Annotated in this window: 17 protein-coding genes; 6 read left to right on the forward strand and 11 right to left on the reverse strand. The window is 68.0% G+C overall.

Annotation, left to right across the window (positions count from 1 at the left end; all coding sequences use genetic code 11):
* Positions 1-187: 187 nt before the first annotated feature.
* The 8 genes from mnhG to MA09_RS23095 all read right to left on the reverse strand — a co-directional run bounded on the left by mnhG (position 188) and on the right by MA09_RS23095 (position 8423).
* Complete coding sequence (mnhG, locus tag MA09_RS23060; protein ID WP_036253509.1) at positions 188-586, reverse strand: monovalent cation/H(+) antiporter subunit G; 399 nt, start codon at positions 584-586, stop codon at positions 188-190.
* Positions 583-861: a K+/H+ antiporter subunit F gene (locus MA09_RS23065; RefSeq protein ID WP_036253511.1), complete on the reverse strand. Its 279-nt coding sequence runs from the start codon at positions 859-861 to the stop codon at positions 583-585. Before MA09_RS23065 ends, mnhG begins: the two co-directional genes overlap by 4 nt.
* Positions 845-1363, reverse strand: a complete 519-nt coding sequence (locus tag MA09_RS23070; RefSeq protein ID WP_036253514.1) for a Na+/H+ antiporter subunit E — start codon at positions 1361-1363, stop codon at positions 845-847. The genes MA09_RS23065 and MA09_RS23070 overlap by 17 nt, the downstream gene beginning before the upstream one ends.
* The gene (locus MA09_RS23075) at positions 1360-2985 is read right to left on the reverse strand and encodes a monovalent cation/H+ antiporter subunit D (protein WP_036253517.1); all 1626 of its coding nucleotides are present in this window, start codon (positions 2983-2985) and stop codon (positions 1360-1362) included. Before MA09_RS23075 ends, MA09_RS23070 begins: the two co-directional genes overlap by 4 nt.
* On the reverse strand, positions 2982-3326 hold the full coding sequence (locus MA09_RS23080; protein WP_036253520.1) for a Na+/H+ antiporter subunit C: 345 nt from the start codon (positions 3324-3326) through the stop codon (positions 2982-2984). The genes MA09_RS23075 and MA09_RS23080 overlap by 4 nt, the downstream gene beginning before the upstream one ends.
* Positions 3326-6232, reverse strand: coding sequence for a monovalent cation/H+ antiporter subunit A (locus tag MA09_RS23085; RefSeq protein WP_036253523.1), 2907 nt, complete (start codon positions 6230-6232; stop codon positions 3326-3328). The genes MA09_RS23080 and MA09_RS23085 overlap by 1 nt, the downstream gene beginning before the upstream one ends.
* A 5-nt stretch (positions 6233-6237) precedes the next feature.
* On the reverse strand, positions 6238-7101 hold the full coding sequence (locus MA09_RS23090) for a universal stress protein (protein WP_051933719.1): 864 nt from the start codon (positions 7099-7101) through the stop codon (positions 6238-6240).
* A gap of 323 nt (positions 7102-7424) precedes the next feature.
* Positions 7425-8423 (reverse strand): Gfo/Idh/MocA family protein, encoded by a 999-nt coding sequence (locus MA09_RS23095; protein ID WP_036253525.1) that lies wholly within the window; start codon positions 8421-8423, stop codon positions 7425-7427.
* Positions 8424-8758: 335 nt separating this feature from the next.
* Here MA09_RS23095 and MA09_RS23100 point away from each other — a divergent pair, with 335 nt between their 5' ends.
* The 6 genes from MA09_RS23100 to MA09_RS24945 all read left to right on the forward strand — a co-directional run bounded on the left by MA09_RS23100 (position 8759) and on the right by MA09_RS24945 (position 14079).
* The gene (locus MA09_RS23100) at positions 8759-9184 is read left to right on the forward strand and encodes an organic hydroperoxide resistance protein (RefSeq protein ID WP_036253528.1); all 426 of its coding nucleotides are present in this window, start codon (positions 8759-8761) and stop codon (positions 9182-9184) included.
* Positions 9185-9791: 607 nt separating this feature from the next.
* A complete protein-coding gene (locus MA09_RS23105) occupies positions 9792-10946 on the forward strand; it encodes an MFS transporter (RefSeq protein WP_036253531.1) in 1155 nt (384 codons plus the stop codon).
* A gap of 220 nt (positions 10947-11166) precedes the next feature.
* Positions 11167-11802 carry a DUF4254 domain-containing protein gene (locus MA09_RS25420; protein ID WP_036253534.1) on the forward strand — a complete coding sequence of 212 codons (636 nt, stop codon included), beginning with the start codon at positions 11167-11169 and terminating at the stop codon, positions 11800-11802.
* Positions 11803-12675: a glycosyltransferase family 2 protein gene (locus tag MA09_RS25425; RefSeq protein WP_081897768.1), complete on the forward strand. Its 873-nt coding sequence runs from the start codon at positions 11803-11805 to the stop codon at positions 12673-12675. It abuts the gene before it with no gap.
* Positions 12672-13868 carry a glycosyltransferase family 9 protein gene (locus MA09_RS23120; protein ID WP_036253537.1) on the forward strand — a complete coding sequence of 399 codons (1197 nt, stop codon included), beginning with the start codon at positions 12672-12674 and terminating at the stop codon, positions 13866-13868. The genes MA09_RS25425 and MA09_RS23120 overlap by 4 nt, the downstream gene beginning before the upstream one ends.
* 67 nt (positions 13869-13935) lie before the next feature.
* The gene (locus MA09_RS24945; protein WP_161783252.1) at positions 13936-14079 is read left to right on the forward strand and encodes a hypothetical protein; all 144 of its coding nucleotides are present in this window, start codon (positions 13936-13938) and stop codon (positions 14077-14079) included.
* 23 nt (positions 14080-14102) lie between these two features.
* Here the strand turns inward: MA09_RS24945 and MA09_RS23125 are convergent, their stop codons facing one another.
* The 3 genes from MA09_RS23125 to MA09_RS23135 are packed head-to-tail and all read right to left on the reverse strand — an operon-like array spanning position 14103 to position 18184.
* A complete protein-coding gene (locus MA09_RS23125) occupies positions 14103-15155 on the reverse strand; it encodes a glycosyltransferase family 9 protein (protein ID WP_036253540.1) in 1053 nt (350 codons plus the stop codon).
* A gap of 60 nt (positions 15156-15215) precedes the next feature.
* Positions 15216-16568, reverse strand: coding sequence for a N,N-dimethylformamidase beta subunit family domain-containing protein (locus MA09_RS23130; protein WP_036253543.1), 1353 nt, complete (start codon positions 16566-16568; stop codon positions 15216-15218).
* A complete protein-coding gene (locus MA09_RS23135; RefSeq protein WP_229440826.1) occupies positions 16565-18184 on the reverse strand; it encodes a carbamoyltransferase C-terminal domain-containing protein in 1620 nt (539 codons plus the stop codon). The genes MA09_RS23130 and MA09_RS23135 overlap by 4 nt, the downstream gene beginning before the upstream one ends.
* Positions 18185-18308 lie beyond the last annotated feature (124 nt).

Here is an 18308-nt window from a genome sequence, read left to right on the forward strand (position 1 = left end):
GATATTTTCTCCTGGCCCAGTGGCTGATGCGGTGGGCAAGGCGTGTCCCGCGGCCGCAGTCCGCCCATCGAACAGGATGACGGCAGCCGCGACGCCGCCAGCCTTCTCCGGTTGGTCGAGCGCCCGAACACGGCCGCACCGATCAGGGTGGTATCGAACAGGTCGTTCCGGCAGTTCCACCAAAGCGCTAAGGCCCGCCGGGAACGTCGTCGTCCGGCTCCTCGGGAATGGCATATACCTTGCCCGCCGTCGCCCCCGCCCCATGCCTGCGCGCCCGCAGGTCGCGGTACACGGCGGCGCGCATGATGGTCATCGTTACCACCGGGGCCGTCAGGAACAGGAAGATCGTGATCAGGATTTCGTGGATGACCAGGCGCGCCTGCGCCGCCGTGAAAAAGATCATCGACGCCAGCAGCACGCAGGCCGCGCCGAGCGTGACGACCAGGGCCGGGCCGTGGATGCGCTGGTAGAAAGAGGGCAGGCGCAGCAGGCCGAGGGCGCCGATCAGGATGATGCTGGCGCCCAGCACCAGCAGCAGCGCAACCGGCAGCGCCGCCCAGTCGGAGATGTCCTCGATGCCGCTCATTCGATGATCTCCCCTCGCATCAGGAACTTGGCCAGGGCCACGGTCGATGCGAAGCCAAACAGCGCTACCAGCAGCGCCACCTCGAAATACACCTGGGTGCCGAAGCGGATGCCGAGCACGATCGCCAGCAGCATGGCCGAGATCCAGAGTGTGTCGAGGGCCAGCACGCGGTCGTGCGCCGAAGGGCCGATCAGCAGCCGCAAGGTGCACAGCAGCATCGCCAGCAGCACGCAGACCAGCGCGTAGCCGATCGCGATCTCAAGCAGGGTGTCCATGGTCGTCCTCCGGTTCGAAGATGGTGATCAAGGGGCGCTCGTAGCGGTTCTTGATGGTGTTGATCCACCACTGCGCGTCGTGCAGGTCGAGCACGTGCATCGACAGCTCGTAGTGCTCCGGCAGGATCTCGACCCAGACGGTGCCCGGTGTCATGGTGATCAGGCAGGACAGCATCGCAAGGCCGTAGGGGTCGCGGATCGTCAGCGGCACGCGGATGAACTGTGCGTTCGCCTTCTGTTTGCTCCCGAGCAGGATGATGCGGCTGACGTTGAAGCACGAGCGCACGATCTCCACCGTGGCCATCACCAGCAGGCGCAGCATGGCCGCCGGGGCGCGCATGCGTGGGTAGCCGAGCGGCACCAGGCGGCGCGACAGCAGCGGCACCGCGATGCCAAGCAGTACACCTAGCAGTAGATTGCCCGGTGAAAGCGACTGGTTCAGCAGCAGCCACAGGGCGCACAGCCCTAGCGACACGACCGGGTGGGGCAGCAAGTGCTTCATGGCGCCTCCCCCGGCCGGTGCGCGGACGAGGCCGGCCCCGGGAGCGCCGGCGTGCCCAGCACGCGCTCGATGTACAGGGCCGGCCGGTGCAGTTCGCCGCTGGCACGCGCCAGGTAGTCCAGCACCGGCCGTGCCTGCAGCGTGAGCGCCACCGACGCCAGCAGCAGCGCTGCCACCGGGATCACTTCCGAGGCGTGCAGGCGCGGCGGTCCGATCGCCTCCGTAGCCCAGAAGGTGCGCACGCCGAAGCGCATCAGGGACACGATCGCGATCAGGCTGGAGCCGAATACCAGGGCCATCAGGGTCCAGCCGGCGGCGCCGATGCCCGGCGCGCCCGGCCCCGGGTTGAGCACCGCGTGGAACATGCCGAACTTGGCGACGAAGCCCGACAGGGGCGGCAGGCCCGCGATGATGAGGGCGCAGGCCATGAAGGCCAGCGACAGGAAGGCCATCGCGGCCGGTACGCCGGTGCCCTTGGGCTCGGCCGGGGCGTCCTCGACCGCGTAGGCTTCCGCCGTCAGGGCCAGCATCGCGGCGCCCGGCGTGCGGATGCGGTCCACCAGTTCGATCAACAGCACGAAAGCGGCCAGGGCGAGCGTCGAGGCGAAGAAGTAGTACAGCCCGGCCGTGACGAGGGAAGCCTGGCCGTAGCCGATCACCGCCAGCAGCGTGCCGGACGAGACGATGGCGGCATAGCCGGCCAGGCGACCGGCGGTGTCGGTGGCGAGCATGCCGGCGGCGCCGAACACGATGCTGGCCATGCCGCCCCACAGCAGCGCCTCGTAGCCGAAGCGGGCACTGTCGGGGAACACCAGCAGCCAGACCCGCAGCACTGCGTAGGCGCCAACCTTGGTCATCAGGACCAGCATCACGGCCACCGGCGGGGAAGCCGCGGCGTAGGTCGTGGGGAGCCAGAAGCCGAGCGGCCACATGGCGCCCTTGACCAGGAAGGCCAGCGCCAGCACGGCCAGGCCGGTGTGCAGCAGGCCGATCCGGCCGGCATCCACCGCGTCGATGCGCGCCGCCAGGTCCGCCATGTTGAGGGTGCCGACCGTGGCATAGATCAGGGCAACACCGATCAGGAACAGCAGGGAAGCGGCCAGGTTGATGGCGATGTAATGGAGGCTGGCGCGCAGGCGCACGGCGTTGTAGCCGTGCAGGACCAGGCCGTAGGAGGCGGCCAGCATCACCTCGAAGAACACGAACAGGTTGAACAGGTCGTGGGTCAGGAACGCGCCATTGATTCCCATCAGCAGGAACTGGAACAGCGAATGGAAATGCACCCCGATCCGGCTCCAGCGCGGCCGGGCGTAATGCAGCGCGGCCAGCGCCAGCACGGCGGTGAGCAGCAGCATGGCGGCGGCCAGGCGGTCGGCCACCAGCGTGATGCCGAAGGGGGCGGCCCAGTTGGCCCCGAAGTAGACGCCGATGCCGCCCGGGCGACCGCCGTCGGCAAGGGCGCCCAGCGCCAGTGCGGTGGCCAGTTGGGCCAGCACCGAGCCGTAGGCGAGGCCGAACTTGAGGTCGTGGCGGCCCTGGGTCAAGGGCGCCAGCAGCGCGCCGCACAGCAGCGGCAGCACGACCGGGACGGCAACCAGGTGGGCAGTCCAGTCCAGGCTCATGGCGGCGGCTCCGCGCCGTCGACGTGGTCGGTGCCTGCCAGGCCGCGCGCGCCGATCATCACCACCAGGTAGAGGGCGGTGGTGGCGAAGCCGATCACGATGGCCGTCAGTACCAGGGCTTGCGGCACCGGGTCGGCCAGCGCCGCCGGGTCGGCTACCTTGCCCGGCGGCGTGAGCGGCGGTCGGTCCACGGCGAGACCGCCCATGACGAAGATGAACAGGTTGACGGCATACGACATCAGCAGCAGGCCGATGAGCACCTGGAAGCTGCGCGGACGCAGGATCAGCCAGATGCCGGCGCCGAACACGATGCCGATGGCGAGCGAGATGACGGCCTCCATTACTGGATCTCCTTGGGCGGTGCGATGGCGGCGAGGCTGGGGGCGCGGCCGGGCGGCATCCGCCGGCTGCGCAGCGACTGGTGCGCCAGTGCCACCAGGATCAGCATGGTGGTGCCGACCACCACGAAGAACACCCCGAGGTCGAACAGGAAGGCAGAAGGCAGGTGCAGCTCGCCCAGCAGCGGCAGGCTCACGTGGGCCGTATGGCTGGTCAGGAAGGGGTAGCCGAACAGCCAGGCGCCCAGGCCGGTGCCGCAGGCCAGCGCCAGGCCCCAGCCGACCCACCGGTGCGGGCGCAGGCGCAGGTGCGATTCGACCCAGTCGGTGCCGGCCACCATGTACTGAACGATGAGGGCGGTGGCGAACACCAGTCCGGCGACGAAGCCGCCCCCCGGCTCGTTGTGGCCGCGCATGAAGAAGTACACGGCCACCACCCCGATGCCCGGCAGCAGGAAGCGCAGGTAAGTGGCTTGCACCATCAGGTAGCCGCTGGCGGCCTGCTGCGCCGGCGCCTCATGGACCGCCGGGTCGGCGTCGTCGGCCTGCTGCACCGGGATCGGGATGCTTTCCGGCGCCGGGCGGAAGCGCCGCAGCAGGGCGTAGACCGTCAGCGCCACGGCCGACAGTACTGTGATCTCGCCCATGGTGTCGAGGGCCCGGAAGTCGACCAGTATCACGTTGACGACGTTGGAACCGCCGCCCTCGGGAAGCGCGCGCAGCACGAAGAAGTCGCGGATGCCCGGCACGCCCGGCTGGGTCAGCACCGTGTAGCTGGCTGCCGCCAGCGCCAGCCCGCCGGCACCGGCGATCAGGGCGTCGCGCCCGCGGCGCAGCCAGGTGGAGGGCGGGGCATGCGGCGCCAGGTGAGGCGGAGGGCGCCGCGGCGGCAGCCAGCGCAGGCCGAGCAGGACCAGCACCACGGTCACCGTCTCGACCATGAACTGGGTCAGCGCCAGGTCGGGCGCGGACAGCCACAGGAAGGAGATCGCGGTGGCCAGGCCGGTGCCGCCGGCCATTGCCAGCGCGGCCAGCCGGTGGTACTTGGCCTTCCAGGCCGCGCCGATGGCGCAGCCGGCGCCGATCAGCCACAGCAGCGCGAACAGCGGATCGGCATTGCGCGGCAGGGGAAGTGCCCAGTGGCCGGCCGGCCATGCCAGCAGCAGAGGGACTGCCACCAGCGCTGTCATCAGCACCCTTAGCTGCGGCTGCAGCCGGCGCGTCCCCGTCAGGCGGATCAGCCGGTCCGCGCCCGATGCCAGGCCGAGCATGGTGGTTTCGTACAGCTGGGCGCCATTGATACGGTGCAGTACCGGCGTACGGTCACGCCCTGCCAGCTCGAAGCGGTTGCGCAGCACCAGGTAGCACACCAGGCCGCCGCCCAGCGCCACCAGGCTCATCACGAGCGGCAGGTTGAGGCCGTGCCACACCGCCAGGCTGTACTCGGGCATGGCCGGGCCGAGGACGGCGTGCGCCGCTACCGCCAGCACGTCGCCCACCACCCGCTCCGGCATGATGCCGATGGCGATGCACAACAGCACCAGCAGTTCGATCGGCACCCGCATCCAGCGCGCCGGCTCGTGCGGCTCGTCCGGCAGGTCGCGCGCCAGCGGCCCGAAGAACACGCTGATGAAGCGCAGCGAATACACCACGCTGAACAGGCCCATCGCCACCGCCGCGACCGACATCCACCAGTTCTCGGTGCCGCCAACCAGCATGGTCTCGGCGAAGAACATCTCCTTGGACAGGAAGCCGTTCATCAGGGGCACCCCGGCCATCGCCGCGCTGGCCACGACCGCCAGCGCCGCCGTGTGCGGCATGGCGCGCCGCAGGCCGCGCAGCATGCGCATGTCGCGCGTGCCGGATTCGTGGTCGACGATGCCCACGGCCATGAACAGCGAGGCCTTGAACACGGCGTGGTTGATCGTGTGGAAGATCGCCGCCACCACCGACAGCGGCGTGCCGATGCTCAGCAATACGGTGATCAGGCCGAGGTGGCTGATGGTGGAGTAGGCCAGCAGTCCCTTCATGTCGCTCTGGAAGATCGCGAAGAAGGAACCCAGCAGCAGGGTGCAGACGCCGGCGCCGGCCAGGATCCAGAACCAGTCCCAGGTGCCGGCCAGGGCCGGCCACAGGCGGATCAGGAGAAACACGCCGGCCTTCACCATGGTGGCCGAGTGCAGGTAGGCCGACACCGGCGTCGGCGCCGCCATCGCGTGCGGCAGCCAGAAGTGGAAAGGGAACTGGGCGCTCTTGGTCAGCGCACCCAGCGCCACCAGCACCAGCGCCGGGCGGTACCAGTCGTGGGCGCGGATCCGGTCACCGGCCGCGAGCACGGTCTCGAGTTCGTAGCTGCCGACGATGTGGCCCAGCAGCAGCACGCCGGCCAGCAGGCACAAGCCGCCCGCGGCCGTCACGGTGAAGGCCATGCGGGCGCCGCGGCGTGCGTCGTTGCGCTCCTGCCAGTAGCCGATCAGGAGGAAAGAGGCGATGCTGGTCAGTTCCCAGAACATCACCAGCTGGATCAGGTTGCCCGACAGGACGACGCCGAGCATCGCACCCATGAAGACCATCATGTAGGCATAGAAGCGCGGCACCGGATCGCGCCGCGACATGTAGTAGCGTGCGTACAGCAGCACCAGGACCCCGATGCCCAGCACCATGATGCTGAACACCCAGGCCAGGCCGTCCATGCGCAGGACGACGTCGAGCCCGAACTCGGGCAGCCAGGCGAAGCGCAGTTGCGGCACCTCGCCCGCGGAGATGCGGCCGAACTGGGCGATGACGAGCAGCAGCGCGAGCAGGGTGGCGATGCCCGCCACCGCGGCCGGACGGTCGCGCGAGTCGCCGGGCATCCAGGCCGCCAGCAGGCCGGCGGCAAACGGGATCAGGAGCAACAGCAGAAGCATCGCGCTCAGCCCTCCGCCGCGGGGACGACCAGGGTATCGCAGGGCAGCTGGCGCAGCAGCGCATCGCCCCGGCTATCCATGAACAGGCGCGCGGCGCCGGCACGCCGGTCCACTCCCAGCACCGCCAGCTGCAGCGCCTGCTCCTGTGCATAGCGGACGATGGTGTCGGTGACGCTGCCGTGGCCGATGAGGGGAACGATGCGCTCGCGCACGCCTTCGTGCAGGGCGCAGCCGTCGAGGAAGCGTTCGCTCGCCGCCAGCGCTGCGCGCACCGCGCCATCCACCTGCCCTGTCAACGCCTCGAGGACGTGGAACAGGACGATCCGGCGCTCCGGGAACAGGCGCACGGCTGCCTCCAGCGCCCGCCGCGAGGCTTCCGAAAAATCGTTCGCCACGAGGATGCGTGCATACGGCCCGCGGGTACGCCGGCGCACGACCAGCATGGGCTGCGCCAGCTCCTGCGACAGGCGTTCGACGGTCGAACCGAGGAACAAGGCTCCGAGGCCGTCCTCTCCCGAGGCGCCAAGGACGACCGGCGCATCCGCCAGGGCGCCGGCCGCCGCCAGGATGGCAGCGGTGACATCGCCGTCCATCACCCGCAGGAACGGCGTCAGGCCACTGCCCGCGAACTCCTCGTCCAGCTCGCGCCGTGCGGCCAGTTCGAACGCCTGCGCGCTGTCTTCACGGTCGAGCCACGCGCCGACTTCCTCGGGCGTGCGCGGCCCGTCGCGCACCGTCAGGACGACCAGCTCGGCCTGCCATTCGAGCGCCAGCTGCCGGGCGCGGTCCAGGGGCCGGTCGCCGCGCACGCCCAGGTCCGTGGCGAGCAGCAGGCGCCGGGGCAGGGCTGCGCGGGTGCTGTCGTTCACCAATACCTCCGTGGTGGAGCAAAGTGGTCAATAAAGCCACTTTACATTTTCTACATGAGTCACGACAACGCATTACCTGAAGCCAATCGGGCTGTGCCGGCGGAAAGACTTGTTAATGGAGGCAATGCGCTGTCCATGGCCCCGTCGGTAGCATGCCAGGATGCACATCCTCCGGAGCTAACTGCGCCCGCACTGGCGCCTCGCCGCGCTGGCGCTGCTGCTGCAGGCCGGGCACAGGTGCTGAACCCGGTCGATCCGATCCTCTTCGGCAGGATCATCGACGACTACGCAGATCGGCGAGCGGCCCATGCCTGTGGGGTTGCTCAGGCGTCCGAGGGATAGCGCAGGCCGATCTGCCCACGGATGCGGTCGAGCAGGGCCATGAGCGCCAGCGTGTCCTCGTGCGTCATCAGGGGGTGTTCGATCAGGCCCTCGCGCAGGCAGCGGCCGGCTTCGATGGCTTCGTGGGTGTAGCCATTGCCCAGGTAGGGCGTCGGGACCGTGCGCGAGGAACCGTCCTGCAGGTCCACGGTGATGCGGTCGGTCAGGTGGAACATGCGGTGCATGCGGATGCTGCCGCCCGTGCCGGAGACGATCAGTTCCGAGGAGGAGCGCGCGCGGATCGAGCAGCTGCACACCGACAGGGTGCCGCCCGCGTGCTTCATCACGAAGGCGGTGGTCGTGTCGACCGCGTTGTCCTTGTCGGTGCTGCTCATGACGGCCTGCGCCTGCACGTTCTCCACCTTGCCCAGCAGGGCATGGGCGATCGACAGCGGGTAGATGCCGAGGTCGAGCAGGGCGCCGCCGCCCAGTTCGCGCTTGTTGACCCGGTGTTCCGGATCAAGCGTGGCCGAGAAGCCGAAATCGGCATGTACCTGCGTGACCGTGCCGATCTCGCCTGAGGCCATGATGCGCTTCACCTCGGCGAGCGCCGGCAGGAAACGGGTCCACATGGCTTCCATCAGGAACAGGTTCTTGGCGCGCGCCAGCGCCACCACTTCGCCGGCCTCGCGCCGGTTGATGGCGAAGGGTTTCTCGCACAGCACGGCCTTGCCGCCGCCGAGGGCGAGCAGCGAATTCGCCGCGTGCATCGGGTGCGGCGTGGCGATGTAGATGATGTCGACGCCGTCCGCCCTGGCCAGCTCTTCGTACGAAGCGTAGGCTTTCTCGATGCCCAGCTCGCGCGCGAATGCCTGTGCATTGTCGAGCGTGCGCGAGCCGACTGCCGCGAGCACCGCGCCGGGAGCGTGCTTCAGCCCCAGCGCGAACGCACGCGCGATGCCGCCCGTGCCCAGGATGCCCCACCGTACCGTATCGTCCATCGGATGTCCCCTTGTCCTTTAGCTTTCTAAATAGTTCGTCGGCGTTGCATGGCATGAAGCATACTCCCGCGGGCCGGGAGTGGGAATGATGCCGTCCATCGACGCCGTTCCAGCCACGGCCGGCCAGTTAAAAAATAGCTTGCAATTAAATAGTGCGCTATGTATTATTGCTCCTGTGGCCAGCGATCCTGCTGCCGGAACCCTCACCCGACATGGTGCTTTGTCGGGTGAATGCGAGGCTGCCCTACGCGGTGCCTGCGTCACAATTAAGTAGCACGCGATCTAATCGTTCATAAAAATGGGCATTGTCCCTCAGCCAACAAAGGAGCATCACCATGGCAATCGAAAAAGTTCTGTACCGTGCAAGTGCCAAGGCAACCGGCGGCCGCGACGGCCGTGCCGTCTCGTCCGACAACGCACTCGACGTCAAGCTGTCGACCCCGAAAGAGCTGGGTGGCGCCGGCGGCGACGGCACCAATCCGGAACAGCTGTTCGCGGCCGGCTATTCGGCCTGCTTCCTGGGTGCGATGAAATTCGTGGCGGCACGCGACAAGCTGAAGATCTCGCCGGATGTGTCGGTGCAGGGCAGTGTCGGCATCGGTCCGATCCCGACCGGTTTCGGCATCGAGGTCATACTGCAGATCAGCCTGCCGGGTGTGCCTGAGGAAGAGGCACGCACCCTGGTCGAGCGCGCCCACATCGTGTGCCCATATTCGAACGCGACGCGCGGCAACATCGACGTGAACCTGCAGCTCGTCTGAGTGGTCCGGGTTTCCGGACAGGAGAAGCCAGCCTTGCTGGGCCAACCGGTCCGGCAGGCTGGCTTTTCTGCTTTCTTGACAAGCTCTTTATTTATTACTGCTTATAAGCCCTGATTAAAAAGGCCCTGCCAAGCAGACTCTTCAATTTCACAATTCATTCAATGAATGACGGTAATAGATAAGCCGAATAAGCCATAAAAACTGCCTGTGCCATCTATTCAGGAATTGCTCATCATTTATTCCATTTGGACCAATATAGTTCTTGTGTAGTCGATGCAAAGTGCTTGGTTTTGTTAATTGTTTACTGTTTTGGGGAAAGAAGGAGGCTGCTCAAAAAGCTGGCGGACTGAAGCATTTGCTTACATTTAGACGGTGTTAGGCCATTTCATGCTCAATTTTGCAGGCTTTTGTGCCAGTTCACTCATGGTGTTGTCATCTTTTCGTCGACACAAAACAACGCCATGAAAATTTTTTCCGGACGGCAAGCACAAATTTTTTCGAGCGTTTAGAATTGCCTCCCATCAGCTTCCTGACATAAATCTTTCCGCCGATCAGGATGGGCTGGCAATTCTGAGAAACCCCGAAAAATTTAACATTTCCAAAGCCGATGCATACCACTGTTTCCACCCAGCGCTCTTTTAGTCTCGCGCAAACCCAGCAGTACGCACTGCCTGTCCTGTTCGCCTTGTTCGGTCTGGTGATGGGCTCGTGGGCCGGCCGCATCCCGGCCCTGGCCGAGCGTGTCCAGGTCTCCCACTCGGCGCTGTCGATGGTCCTGCTGTGCGGCGGCCTGGGCGCTGTGATTTCTTACCCGATCTCGTCCTTCCTGATGGGCCGCTTCGGCGCCCGCAAGTCGCTGCTGGTCTCGGGCATGGCCCTGCTGGCCGTGCTGGTGTCGATCGGCATGGCGCCGACTGTGCCGCGCCTGATGCTGTCGGTCCTGATGCTGGGCATCACCGCCAGCACCTTCGACGTCGCCATCAACTCGGCCGCGACCAAGCGTGAAAAGCTGACCGGCAAGGCAGAACTGTCGAAGCTGCACGGCCTGGCCTGCGCCGGCGGCCTGGCGGGCGCGACCCTGGGCAGCCTGATGGCCAGCCTGAAGATCGCACCTGGCACCCACTTCCTGATGCTGGCCGGTCCGCTGGCCGTGGTGCTGTGGGGCGCCTTCAGCATGATGGATGCCGACGACAGCGTCGAGAAGGTCGAGAAGCAGTCGTTCTCGCTGCCGCGCGGTCCGCTGGCACTGCTGGGCCTGCTGGGTTTCCTCGGCGCGATGTCGGAAGGCAGCATCGCCGACTGGAGCGGCGTGTTCCTGAAAGAGCATTTCGGTGCCTCGGACGGCCTGGCGCCGCTGGCCCTGTCCGCCTTCTCCGTCATGATGCTGCTGTCGCGCATGGTCGGCGACAAGCTGAAGGTCCGCTTCGGCGCCCAGCGCCTGGTCACCATCGGCTCGCTGGTGTCGGCATCCGGCCTGTTCTTCGCCGTGCTGGCCCCGAACGCCTATGTCGCCCTGGGCGGTTTCGCGATCGCCGGCCTCGGCCTGGCGCTGCTGTTCCCCTTCGTGTTCAGCGCTGCCGGCGCACAAGGCCCGATGGCCCTGGCAGCAGTCGCCAGCATGGCCTACAGCGGCACCCTGATGGGCCCGCCGGTGATCGGCGCCGTCGCCCACTTCGTCGGCATGAAAGCCGCCATGGCCTACGTCGGCGGCCTGTCCCTGGTCATCGCCTTCGTTGCCAGCCGTACCAAACTGCTGAAGTAAGGTTTTCGCCGGCGGCAGCCGGCTTCCGATCCCGCCGGCTCCGGCCGGCACCCGATCCTCGCACGGCGCAAGCCGGCTTCCAACGCAGACCGCGCCCGGCGCCGTCTGCGTTTTTTTTCGCCGGGCCACATTTGCGCTACCCCAAGCCAGCCCCGGCACTCGCCGAACTTCACCCGTCACGTCATCTCCAACCGACATGCGCTTTGATAACGGAGATGCCATGACGAGCACAGTCGATGCGGCCGCGGTGACGCAGTTCCATGATGGCGAGCTTGCCCAGCCCGACTGGCCGAGCCTGCACCGTACGGCCGAACTGCCCGGGGCGTGGCCTGCCATCGACGCCAACCACCGCTACAACTGCCTGCTCTGGCAGGAAGAAGACCGTGCGCGCCGGGTCGACGTTCCCGCCGCCGAGATCGCCACCAGCAAGCGCCTGATCGACCGCTACAACCAGCAGCGCAACGATGCGGTCGAAGCCATCGACGAAGCGCTGCTGGCCGACCTCGAAACTGCCCACCCCACCGGGCCTGCTCCGGGGGCGCGGCTGTCGAGCGAGACCCCGGGCGCGATGATCGACCGCCTGTCGATCCTGTCGCTCAAGATCCACCACATGCGGCGGCAGACCGAACGCAGCGACGTGGGCCAGGCGCACGTGCAGTCCTGCAGCGCGCGGCTGCAGCGCCTGATCACGCAGCGCCACGACCTCGCGGCCTGCCTCGACCAATTGCTGCGCGAGGCGCGCAGCGGCCAGGCCTATTTCAAGGTCTACCGCCAATTCAAGATGTACAACGATCCTGCGCTCAACCCCTACCTCTATGGGCAGGCGGCAGCCGGCGCGGCGCAGGCAGGCAGCTGAATGACGCTGCCGCGCATCGACGTCCTCGTGCCCACCTGCGGCCGGCCGGCGGCGCTTGCGGTCACGCTGACCTCGATCGGCGCACAGGATTATCCCGAACTGCGCATCGTCGTGTCCGACCAGACCGAGGGAAGCACTGCCCTCGGCCAGGCCGAGGTGGTGGCCGTGCTGCGCTACCTGCGGGCATGCGGACGGCAGGTCGACACCTGGCATCACCTGCCGCGGCGCGGCATGGCGGAACAGCGCGCCTTCCTGCTGGCGCAAACCCAGGCGCCTTACTGCCTGTTCGTCGACGACGACGTCATCCTCGAACCCGGCCTGGTGCGGCGCCTGCATCGCCTGCTCGCACGGCAGGGATGCGGGTTCGCCGGCAGCGCGGTGCATGGCCTGAGTTACCTGGGGCAGGAACGCCCCGCGCAGGAGCAGGTCACGTTCTGGGCAGGCCGCGTGGCGCCTGAAACCGTACTGCCGGGTAGTAGCGCATGGGCGCGTCACCACCTGCACAGCGCAGCCAACCTGTTCCATCTGCAGCGGCGCCTGGGCGTTCCTCCCGACCAGCCGCGCGCCTACCGCGTGGCCTGGGTGGGCGGCTGCGTGATGTTCGATACCGCCAAGCTGCGCGCCGCCGGCGGCTTCGATTTCTGGCCGGCGCTGCCTGCCGGCCATTGTGGCGAGGACGTGCTCGCCCAGCTGCGCGTGATGGAGCGCTTCGGCGGCTGCGGCATGCTGCCCTCCGGCGCCTACCACATGGAACTGCCCACCACACTGAAAAAGCGCGAGGTCGATGCGCCCTGGGCGCTGCTGCCGCAGGGTGATCCGGCGGTACTATCGACACCATCGGCACCCTCGGCGCCGGCGCAGGAGCGGCCATGAACGAGCCGGTGCGACTCGATGAGGTGACGAAGATCGCCGTCCTGCGGCCGAATGCCGTAGGCGACTTCGTCTTTGCCCTGCCGGCCCTGCACGCGCTCAAGCACACCTATCCCGGCGCCGAACTGGTCTTCCTCGGCAAGGCGTGGCACGCCACCTTCCTCGAGGGGCGGCCGGGACCGGTCGACCGGGTCGTGGTGATGCCGCCGGTTCCCGGCGTGGGGGCGCCACCGGATGCACCTGTCGATGCGCATGCGGTCGAGCGCTTCGTCGAACGCATGCGCGCGGAACGCTTCGATATCGTGGCCCAGATGTACGGGGGCGGGCGCTACTCGAATCCCTTCGTCATGCGCTTTGAACCCAGGCTCGCCATCGGCGCGCGCGCACACGATGCGCCGGCGCTCGACCGCTGGGTTGCCCATGTCGAGCCGGCCAACCGGCGGCTGGCCTTGCTGGAGATCGCCGCGCTGGCCGGCGCTGCGCTGCCATGGATGCGCAGCGAGCTGGCCGTCACGCCGGCGGACCGCGCGGCTGCGGCGCGGGTCGTGCCGGCCGCCTGCGCGGCTACGGCACATGCACGGCCGCCCGAGCGTCCGGATGCAGTCCATGCCTGGCTTCCGGAGCACGAGACCGCGATGCCGGACCCAGCCGTTCTGCAGGAGCGTGCCCGTCCGCTGGTACTGCTTCAGCCGGGATCGTCCGATCCGCGCCGGTGCTGGCCCGCGGACCGCTTTGCCGCCGTCGGCGATGCGCTGGCGGCGGTCGGAGCATTTGTTGCCGTCAACGGCACGGAGGAGGAGGCCGGCCTGGTGCGGCAGATCGTGGGCAGCATGCGTCGTCCTGCCCTTGACCTCGCCGGCAAGCTGGGGCTGGGCGGCCTGTGTGGGGTACTCGAGCGCACAGCACTGGTGGTGTCCAACGATACCGGGCCGCTGCACCTGGCGCTGGCAATCGGCACCCCGGCCGTCGGTCTATTCTGGCATACGAACCTGGTCGATGGGGCGCCCTTGCGGCCCGGCCTGCTGCGGGCTGCGATCTCGGCGCAGGTGGGCTGCAGCGTGTGCGGGGCGGACAACCGAGCATCGCGCTGCGTGCACCAGGAAAGCTTTTTGCAAGACATTTCGGTAGACGAGGTGCTTGGCCTGGCGCGGGCGCAGCTGCGAATACGGGATGCAGGTGAAGCAGGTGCGGCCTAGGCTGTGGAGTCTGCGGCGTCTGCGGAACTTGCAGTGTCCGCGAAGTTGGCCGGACGCCTCCCTCTTCGTGACGATCGAAGGTGGCGGCGCTACCGACGAGCCGGATGCCGCCCTGTCATCGCATCAATGGCACCGCATCACCGGCACCATCATCAGCATGACGCCGCGCAAAGCGGCGCAGTGGCAGGCCGGCGAGAAGGGATATTCTTGAACCGGTGAACACGGTTCTCGCCTTTACCAGTAAGGCCACATCCCGGTCGCGCGTTGTCCGCTGGGTTCTGTCCCCGCGAGCAGGGCGCGCGCATGTTCGAGGACCACTGCGGCGCGCTCGGCGGCGGGATCCCAGATGCAGCGGTGGCGCAGCCGGTCCAGCGGGGCCCAGCGGGCGATATCCGCCTTGCTGAACACCACGACGCTGTTCAGCCCCAGGCCGGCCGCGATATGCGATACCCCGGTGTCGTTGCAGATCAGCAGCCGCGCCCGGCTCATCAGGGCCGCCATGGCGCCGATCGAGATCGGCGCCGCAGCCTCGATCGCGGGCGAGCGCATGTGCTCTGCCACCGCACGGGCGAGCGGGGCTTCGTCGGCCGAACCGGTGAGGACGGTGTCGAGTCCGAATTCCTGCCTGAGCCCGTCCGCCACTTCCGCGAAGCGCTCGGGGGGCCAGCATTTGTCGCGCTTGCGTGCGCCTGGATGGATGCAGATGTAGTTGCCGGGCTCCAGGCCAGGGGCGACCTTGCTGGCTTCGAGTTCCTCGATGTCCTCGCGCCGTACCGGAAATTCGAGCTGCGTGCCGGCGTCGGGCGCACCCAGCCGGTCCAGCAGGACCAGCAGCCGCTCCTGTTCCGCGCCTGCGTCGGGATAGGGCACCAGCAGCGTGCGTTCGGTCTGGCTCGCTTCGCCGCGGGTGAAACCGGCCATGGCACGGGCGCCGAAACCGGCGACGATATGGTTGGTCACATCGCCGCTGCCGTGCAGCTGCAGCGCGAGGTCGAAACCCTGGTCGCAGATGGACGCATAGTAGGAGGTGAGTTCGTCATGGCGGACCGCCTGCTCCGGCAGCAGCGGGTGGCCCGGAAAGGGAATGAAGTCGTTGATGTAGGCGTCGAAGCGCCGGGCGAACTGTGCCGCCCAGGGCAAGCCCGAGAGCACGATCCTGGCGTCCGGCAAGGCGGTGCGCAATGCGCGCAGGGCAGGTACCGAACAGAGCATGTCCCCCAGCTGCAGGGCGCGAAACACGATGACGCTGCGGATAGTGTGACGGTGCAGGAACGAACGCCGATTCATGTGTACTCCAAATAGTCCAGCCTTGCACAAACTTCACAGCCAACAGTCGTCCATTGCCGTTCAGGTCTGGCACAATCGGTCGAGGACGTTGCGCGTGATACGTTCGACCCTGCGGTCGCGCGCATCGCCCAGCACTTGCGCCCAGTCGGTGGTCCCTGCGGAAAACACGGTGCCGCCGTGCCGGAACATGCCCATCGCCGCGATGTGGATGCCTTCGCCGGGTCCATGGCGTTCGCGCGGCGGCAGTTCCTGCCAGCGCCCGTCGAGCGGACAGGCGGCGAGCAGCTGGTAACCGTCCGGCGTTCCCGCCTCGTCGCGCCAAGCCGACAGGGTGGCGTGGCCGTCCGGACCCATGTGGTCGACCGGCACGCCGTCGCACTCGTATCCCGGCAGTGGCGGCCAGGTATCGCCGCCGAGCGACGCGCCCAGCGCCAGCCCGGTGTCCGCGAAGACCCAGTGCCCCGGCTGCTGGATGATGAAGCCGGGGGTGTCGCGCGGGCCGTCCCACCAGCCGCCGCCATGGCGGTAGCTGGCGCCGCTCAGGGAGTCTTCCGGGCGCCGGGCGCCGGTTGCCGGCCACCAGTGGTCGTAGGCGCCGTGCTTGCCGCCCTGGTGGCACACCATGGCCGTGTCGTCGTCGACCAGGTGGATGCGCCACCAGCACAGGTTGGCGCCGAACAGGGCCAGGTTGCCGCCGTCCGCAACGAAGTCTTCCACCGCGTCGCGTGTCTCTTCGGTCCAGTATTCGTCGTGGCCCACGCTCACCAGCAGGCGGTAGTCCTGCAGCAGCCCCGGCTGCGCATGGATGTCGAGGTCGGTGCAGAAGTCGGCCGCATAGCCGCTGCGCGCCATCCAGCGGATGAAGCGCGCATCCCAGTGCGCAAAGGTCTGGCGCGGCGAGCGAGGGTCGTAATGGTCTGCCGCGCCCCAGGTCTGGCCGCCGATGCCGCCGCCGGGCCGGAGAAGCGAGACCCGGGCGCCTGGCGGTTGCTGCGAGCGGGGAGGGTTCGTATAAAAGCAGCCGCCGCCGGAGCAGTTATAGGCATGCCAGGTGGCGACGGGCAGCTTGTACAGGATGGGCTTGCTCGCCCTGGCGCGCACGACGAACAGGGCTGCCCCGGCATCGGCCGACAGCCGCAAAGGCTGGCTGTGCGGCAGCTCGAGATGGGCGAGATAGACACCCGATGGCCAGTCATCCCCGGTCTCGACCTGGTAGGGCGGCCATTGCCAGTCTTCGTCGGCGCGGCCGTCGGGCAGGTGCTCGGCGCGCAGCCAGCCGCTGCGCCAGACCGGCGCCAGCCCGTCCTCCCAGCGGTAGATGGCGATGCGAAAGCCCGGCTCGTCGCCCGCGACGTGCAGGGTGAGCGTCTCGCCCGCCTGCACGCTCGGGCGGCCAGAATAGGCACGGATCATACCGGCAGCTCCGGCTCGCTGCGCTTGGTCACCAGGAAGGGCGGGATCGCCAGTGCATGCAGGGGCATCTGCCGGAACGCGGCGACGGCCTCGAAAGGCGTCTCGACGATGGGCTCGTCCTTGCCGTTGAACGAGGTGTTGAGCAGCACCGGCACCCCGGTGCGTACCTCGAAGCCGGCCAGCAGGGCGCGCAGCAGCGGGTCGTCCGCGGGACCGACGGTCTGCAGGCGCGCGGTGCCGTCGACGTGGGTGATGGCCGGCAGCATTGGCGCGACCTCGGGCCGCACCGGTGCGGCGAACTGCATGAAGGGCGAGGGGCCGGCAATGTCGAAGTACACGGCGGCGCGTTCTTCCGGCACCACCGGGGCGAGCGGGCGGAACCATTCGCGCTGCTTGACGCGCGCATTGATCCAGTCGCGGATGCGGTCGCGGCGCGGATCGGCGAGGATGCTGCGGTGCCCCAGTGCGCGCGGTCCGAACTCGCTGCGTCCCTGGTACAGGCCGATCACGCGGCCGGTGCACAACAGGTCGAGCATGCGTGCGCACAGGGCGTCGCGGCTGCGCGGGCGCTCGATGACCAGGTCGCCGGCGCCCTCCAGTGCCGCTTCGATGTCGGACAGCTGGGGCGGCGGGCCGAGGTAGTCGGCGCTCCAGCGGAAGTCGCAGGGCCGGCCCGCCAGTCCGGTGAGCCCGTAGATGGCGCAGCCCAGGGCCGTGCCGGCGTCGCTCGGTGCCGGCGGCAGGAACACGCTGCGGAACGGGGTCTCGCGCAGCAGGCGCTCGTTGGCGGAGCAGTTCAGTGCCGTGCCCCCTGCGAAGCACAGGTGTTCGGCCCCGGTCTGGCGGTACAGCCAATGCGCCAGCGCCAGCAGCGCATCCTCGAAGGCGCGCTGGCCGGCCGCGGCCAGGTTGGCGCAGTCGGTGAAGCGCGCTTCCGCGCTGCCGAAGCGGAAGCGGCTGCGCTCGCGCAGCAGCGAGCGCCAGGCGGAGGGAATGCCGACCGCCATGCCTTCGACGTCGAGCGGGGGCAGGCCGAGGGCCGCCGGGTCGCCGTAGGGGGCCAGGCCCATCACCTTGCCCTCGTTGCCCTCGCCCGGGAAGATCGCCTGGGTCAGCAGGAAGTAGAACATGCCGAGCCCGACGAGGCGGCCGTCGTCGCGGTCCCAGACCTGCTTGCCGATGCAGCGGATCTCCTTGCGGCTGGCGGCGTAGAAGGAAGAGACCTCGCGCCAGTCGCCCGGGGTGCTGGCAGCCCCGCTCCAGTGCTCGGTGAAATCGGAGACCGGACTGCCCTGGCCGTCGATGACCATGACCGCCGCCTCGTCGAAAGGGGAGGGGTGGAACACGCTGTACAAGTGCGCCAGGTGGTGCGAGATGCGCGCGCGCCGGCTGCCGCGGGCCAGCGCCAGCGTGGCGGCCAGCTCTTCTTCGTAGACGGCCAGGCTGCCGATTTCATCGTCGGACGAGAAGCATTCGACCACGATGTCGACCGGGCGCTCGAGACCGGGCAGGCGTGGCGCATAGTGGTCGCGCAGGTCGCCGGGCTTGCCCCAGTGGTGCTTGCGGCGTGTGAGACGTTCTTTCTGGATGGCCCAGGCCAGGTGCGAGCCTTGCATTAGGCAGATGCTGGCGTCTTGGGTCCGGTTAATGCCAAGCACAACTGGGGTGTCGTCCATCGTCTTCTCCTTGGTATTGGTCCGATGCAGCGAACAGCCCAACTTTGAGCCTGATGAGCAAGAT

It is taken from the genome of Massilia sp. BSC265 (genome assembly GCF_000740675.1).
Lineage (GTDB): Bacteria > Pseudomonadota > Gammaproteobacteria > Burkholderiales > Burkholderiaceae_D > Telluria.

Excerpts from the sequence above, each read along its gene's own strand:
- mnhG (WP_036253509.1), bottom strand. The coding sequence starts at position 586 with ATGAGCGGCATCGAGGACATCTCCGACTGGGCGGCGCTGCCGGTTGCG.
- MA09_RS23065 (WP_036253511.1), bottom strand. The coding sequence starts at position 861 with ATGGACACCCTGCTTGAGATCGCGATCGGCTACGCGCTGGTCTGCGTG.
- MA09_RS23070 (WP_036253514.1), bottom strand. The coding sequence starts at position 1,363 with ATGAAGCACTTGCTGCCCCACCCGGTCGTGTCGCTAGGGCTGTGCGCC.
- MA09_RS23075 (WP_036253517.1), bottom strand. The coding sequence starts at position 2,985 with ATGAGCCTGGACTGGACTGCCCACCTGGTTGCCGTCCCGGTCGTGCTG.
- MA09_RS23080 (WP_036253520.1), bottom strand. The coding sequence starts at position 3,326 with ATGGAGGCCGTCATCTCGCTCGCCATCGGCATCGTGTTCGGCGCCGGC.
- MA09_RS23085 (WP_036253523.1), bottom strand. The coding sequence starts at position 6,232 with ATGCTTCTGCTGTTGCTCCTGATCCCGTTTGCCGCCGGCCTGCTGGCG.
- MA09_RS23095 (WP_036253525.1), bottom strand. The coding sequence starts at position 8,423 with ATGGACGATACGGTACGGTGGGGCATCCTGGGCACGGGCGGCATCGCG.
- MA09_RS23100 (WP_036253528.1), top strand. The coding sequence starts at position 8,759 with ATGGCAATCGAAAAAGTTCTGTACCGTGCAAGTGCCAAGGCAACCGGC.
- MA09_RS23105 (WP_036253531.1), top strand. The coding sequence starts at position 9,792 with ATGCATACCACTGTTTCCACCCAGCGCTCTTTTAGTCTCGCGCAAACC.
- MA09_RS25420 (WP_036253534.1), top strand. The coding sequence starts at position 11,167 with ATGACGAGCACAGTCGATGCGGCCGCGGTGACGCAGTTCCATGATGGC.
- MA09_RS25425 (WP_081897768.1), top strand. The coding sequence starts at position 11,803 with ATGACGCTGCCGCGCATCGACGTCCTCGTGCCCACCTGCGGCCGGCCG.
- MA09_RS23120 (WP_036253537.1), top strand. The coding sequence starts at position 12,672 with ATGAACGAGCCGGTGCGACTCGATGAGGTGACGAAGATCGCCGTCCTG.
- MA09_RS23125 (WP_036253540.1), bottom strand. The coding sequence starts at position 15,155 with ATGAATCGGCGTTCGTTCCTGCACCGTCACACTATCCGCAGCGTCATC.
- MA09_RS23130 (WP_036253543.1), bottom strand. The coding sequence starts at position 16,568 with ATGATCCGTGCCTATTCTGGCCGCCCGAGCGTGCAGGCGGGCGAGACG.
- MA09_RS23135 (WP_229440826.1), bottom strand. The coding sequence starts at position 18,184 with ATGCAAGGCTCGCACCTGGCCTGGGCCATCCAGAAAGAACGTCTCACA.